Annotated in this window: 4 protein-coding genes; 3 read left to right on the top strand and 1 reads right to left on the bottom strand. The window is 73.0% G+C overall.

What is annotated here, in order from left to right; translation table 11 throughout:
- On the top strand, nucleotides 1-237 hold a 237-nt coding region (locus ACFC1F_RS42765; protein WP_376167165.1), incomplete at its 5' end, for a hypothetical protein.
- 304 nt (nucleotides 238-541) lie between these two features.
- Here the strand turns inward: ACFC1F_RS42765 and ACFC1F_RS42760 are convergent.
- Nucleotides 542-1,855, bottom strand: coding sequence for a hydrolytic protein (locus ACFC1F_RS42760; RefSeq protein ID WP_376167167.1), 1,314 nt, complete (start codon nucleotides 1,853-1,855; stop codon nucleotides 542-544).
- Between the two features lie 196 nt (nucleotides 1,856-2,051).
- Between ACFC1F_RS42760 and ACFC1F_RS42755 the strand changes: the two genes are divergently transcribed.
- On the top strand, nucleotides 2,052-2,897 hold the full coding sequence (locus ACFC1F_RS42755) for a LuxR C-terminal-related transcriptional regulator (protein WP_376167163.1): 846 nt from the start codon (nucleotides 2,052-2,054) through the stop codon (nucleotides 2,895-2,897).
- 163 nt (nucleotides 2,898-3,060) lie between these two features.
- A partial coding sequence (locus ACFC1F_RS42750; RefSeq protein WP_376167161.1) for a TolB family protein occupies nucleotides 3,061-4,202 on the top strand: 1,142 nt, incomplete at its 3' end.

The following is a 4,202-nucleotide window of genomic DNA, read 5'->3' as shown; positions in this document are numbered from 1 at the left end:
CCCTTCGAGATCCGGACCATGGGCTCCCCGATGAAGAGCTGGGACGAGCTCAAGACCGAGCTGCGCGACCTCGCGGGTTGGGCGGAGGAGGCGTACCGGCACGACCGGGCGCCGGCCGGCGACACGGCCCGCCGGCGCACCGGTACGTGGCGCGTACCGGTACGTGACGCGTACCGACCCCTGCGACGCGCACCGGTACGCAACACGCGTCGCTCCGCGAGGAGGGCCGGCCCGTGACTCGGGCCGGCCCGTGGTGCCGGATGACGTGCCAGGACGGCCCGCCGGTGTCCTTCCTCACTTTCTCGGACGCGTCCGAACGGTCGGTCGTCAACAGGGAGGGAACGGATCCAGCCGTATTTGACTGACCATCAGGTTTGCAATTCGAACACGAGGCCGGAGCCCTCCGGAGCCGCAGGAATGAGGATGTACAGTCACGAGCAGGGTGCCTTCCGGGCCTCCGAAGAGTCGGTTTTCAGCCAGGACGGCTGGGGCGCCACTTTGCCCAGGGGACAACCTGACAGACGATGCGTGTGGCATCTGTTCACCTGAGATCGCTCAACACGCCACTCACGTTGAGGACCTCGTGGCACTCCTGGGCCTGAAGGCCGGTGGCCGGGGTGCCCGGCTTCGCGCAGGTCACCTGGACCGTCACGGTCTGGTTCGCAGTGATCCTGATGGGGGTGACCCAGTGGTAGTCCTGGTTACGGAACGTCTCCAGCGCGATCGTCGTGATCTTGCGATCGCCGAAACCGATCGTCACGACGCCCTCGTCGCCCTGGAAGTTGGCGACGACGATGTCCGTGATCCCGAACGTCTTGCCCGGGGGCACGGTGTAGGTACCGGTCTTGGTCTCCCCGCCGGCGGTCGCCAGGTCGATGGTGGCCGAACTCTGCTGCCCGCCACCAGGCCCGGCCCCGGCGTCGCCGCCCGTTCCGGTGCCCGTACCCGTTCCGGCGCCCGTACCCGTTCCCGTGCCGCCCGCGCCCGCGCCGGGCGGGGTGCTCTTGATCCCGGCGCCCGGCTGCCCGGGGTTGGTCGCCGGAGTCTGGCCGGCCGCCGCCTCGGTGGGTGTCGGCAGTTTCTGGACCGCCTGGTCGGCGGCTTCCCTGGCCGTGCTGCGTACGGCGGGGCGCACCAGCAGGAACCAGGCCAGCAGCAGCGCGAGGAGCGCCGCCAGGACCGCGAGCAGCCAGGTGGGGAAGATCGGAATCTGGACGAACTCGGCTTCCGTCCGCGGTCGCTCCCGGTCGTCCTCACCGGCGTCGCCGGGCTTGGCCCCGATCTCTGCCACCGTGACGGTGAACGGCCAGGTCACCGGCTTCCCGAACCAGACGGGTTTCCCGGTGCGGACCCGCAGCGCCACCTCGGCCGACTCGCCCGGCTCCAGTTTCGGCTCCGCGGGGCGGACGTCGAACTTCAGCTCCTCGCCGCGTTGGGCCGGGGTGAATCCCACCTGCACGGGGCGGTTGCCCTGATTGTGGACGGCGATCCGGTAGCGTCCGCGCAGCCATCCGCGGCGGCGTTTGGGAGCGCTCTCGGCCCGCAGCTCCCGGAATCCCTCGACGCGCACGGTGGTCTCGGGGACCCTGACCGCCTCGGGGTGCTCGGTGGGCAGCACCCTCACGGCCAGCGGCACCTCGCCCGCCCGCACCTGCGGCGAACGCGGGGGCGCCAGGCGGATGGTCACCGTTTCCGAGGTGCCGGGGTAGAGGGAGACACGGGCGGGTTCGACCGTGCTCCAGGCCGCGCAGTCACCGACGACTTCCAGGCGGTACGCCTCGACGATGTCGCCGTCGTTGCGAACGGTCAGGCTGGTGGAGGCGGTACCGCCCGGTGTCACCGTCACCGACGGGATGTCAAGGCCGGGCGCGCCAGAACTGGGAGTGGCTGCTGGGGTCGTCACGCCGCGACGCTACGCCGCCGCCCCGCCCGCCTCCACGGACGCGGGGGCAAGGCCCCGGGCAGCCGTGATGCCCCTGCGAACACCTTCCAACTCCTTTGTCCAGAAGCTTTGTTGACTTGACCCTGCGGCAATTCCCCTCATACGCATCATGGAACAGGTACGCCTCATGCTCCGCGCCGACCTCACTGGCACCATCGACCCGTCCAGCACCATCCACCCGTCCAGCACCGTCCACCCGTCCGGCACCATCCACCCGTCCGGTACCGGCACCCCGCGGCCGACCGTCCCGGCCCAGGGCTCACCCCCAGTCCTGGCCCCGACCCCGGCTTCGGCCCGGGCCGCGCAGGACGCGGCATCCGGCGGCCCCGGCCGACGGGTCACCGTGGCCGTGTACGCCTCGGACCCCGTCCTGCACGTCGGGATCGTCCAACAGCTGCGCCAGCGGCCCGAGGTCGAGCTGGTCGACGACGCCGGCGCGCACGACGCGCGGGTCTCGCTCGTGGCCGTGGACAGCGTGGACGACGAGACGGCCGCCCTGCTGTACCGGCTGCGCCACAACTCCGCCACGCGCACCGGGCTCGTGGTCGGCACGTTCGACTCGGGGGACGCCTTGCAACGCGCCATCGAATGCGGGGTCACCGCCGTGCTGCGGCGCGCGGAGGCCGACCAGGACCGGCTGCTGCGGCTGGTCCTGGCGATGGCGAACGGTGAGGGCGTCCTGCCCGGTGACCTGCTCGCGAAGCTCCTCGACCACGTCGGCAGCCTGCAGCGGTCGGCGCTCGATCCGCACGCCGTGTCCCTGTCCACGCTGACCCCGCGCGAGGCGGACATGCTGCGCCTGGTGTCGGAGGGCCTGGACACCGCGGAGATCGCGCGCAAGACCTCGTACTCCGAACGGACCGTCAAGAACGTCCTGCACGAGGTCATCACCCGCCTCCAGTTGCGCAACCGCTCGCACGCGGTCGGCTACGCGCTGCGCAACGGGCTGATCTGACCGTACGGGGGCACCGGCTGCCCGAAAGCGCAGCCGGTGCTTCCCCCGGGCGCGGCCCCGGGGCCCTGCCGGTCCGCGGGTGCGGGGCGCCAGGGTGGCGCCGTCGGACGTGGACAAGCCGTCGGACGTGGATCACTGGACCGGACTGTGAGGTGGGACCGTGATGGGCACGGGTGACTCCGGCAGTCGGCGACACCGCTGGGGAAGGGCCGCTGCGTCGCTGCTGCTGCTGGCGCCCCTGCTCGCGGTGACGGCGGCCGCCGGCCCGGGCGACACCGAGGCCCGGGCCCCGGGCGCCGATGCCGGGGAGAGCCGGATCGCGTACGCCGGTACCCGCCACCGGAGCCTCGGCCGGGTGGTGACGGACAAGTCGAGCACCCCGTTGTTCGGCGAGGGCCCGGCGCACTTCGACGTCGAGCCCGCCGCCCTGGACGACCGGCTGGTCTTCGCGAGCCGCCGCGACGAGCAGACCCCGCAGGTCTACCTGCGCTCCGCCGACGGCTCGGTGCGCCGCCTGACCAGCGGTCTGGACGCGGCGAACCCGCGGCTGACGCCGGACGGCCGGGCGGTCGTCTTCGACGCGGCGCAGCCCGCCGGGGCCGGTGGCACCCAGCGCGACCTGTGGCTGGTGCGCACCGACGGCACCGGTCTGACCCGGCTGACCGACACCCCCGCGAACGAGGAGCACCCGACGGTCTCGCCCGACGGCGCGCGGCTGGCGTACTCCTCCGACGGTGACCGGGCCGCCGGCCGGCAGGTCTACGTGCGGCCGCTGCGGGGTGGCCCCGCCACGCGGGTCTCCGACCCCGCCGACGGCGCGGGCACCGAGCCGGTGTGGAACCCGGTGGACGGGCCGGCGACGCGGGACCGGATCGCGTACACCGCCACCGGAGCCGCCGGGCCCCGGCTGCGGTGGACCGACGGGCGCACCGGCGGGCCGCTGCTGGCGGGTCCGCGGGCGCAGTGGCGCACGCACGGGGCAGCCTGGCTGCCCGACGGGAACGGGTTGCTCTTCCTCAGCCCGGACCGGACGTGTTCCTGTGAGGGCGACTGGGACCACGTCTTCCGGGTGAAAGCGCTCTCGGAGGACGAACCGCAGGTGGTGCTCAGCGAGGACCGCGAGGTCTCATCGGCCACCTGGCTCGGTCCGCTCCAGGGCGGCGGGGCGGTGGTCGAACGCACCTCGGCGCCCGGGCCGCACGTGGTGACCCTGCAGGACATGCGCCCGGACGGTTCCGACCCGCGTGACCTCGGCCGGACCGTCCTCAAGGAGGACCCGGCGGCCGACACCGAGACGGATCCGGC

Source organism: Kitasatospora sp. NPDC056181 (assembly GCF_042266225.1).
Taxonomy (GTDB): Bacteria; Actinomycetota; Actinomycetes; order Streptomycetales; family Streptomycetaceae; genus Kitasatospora.
Note: the sequence above shows the minus strand (reverse complement) of the source record. Positions and strands in the feature narration are given on the sequence as shown.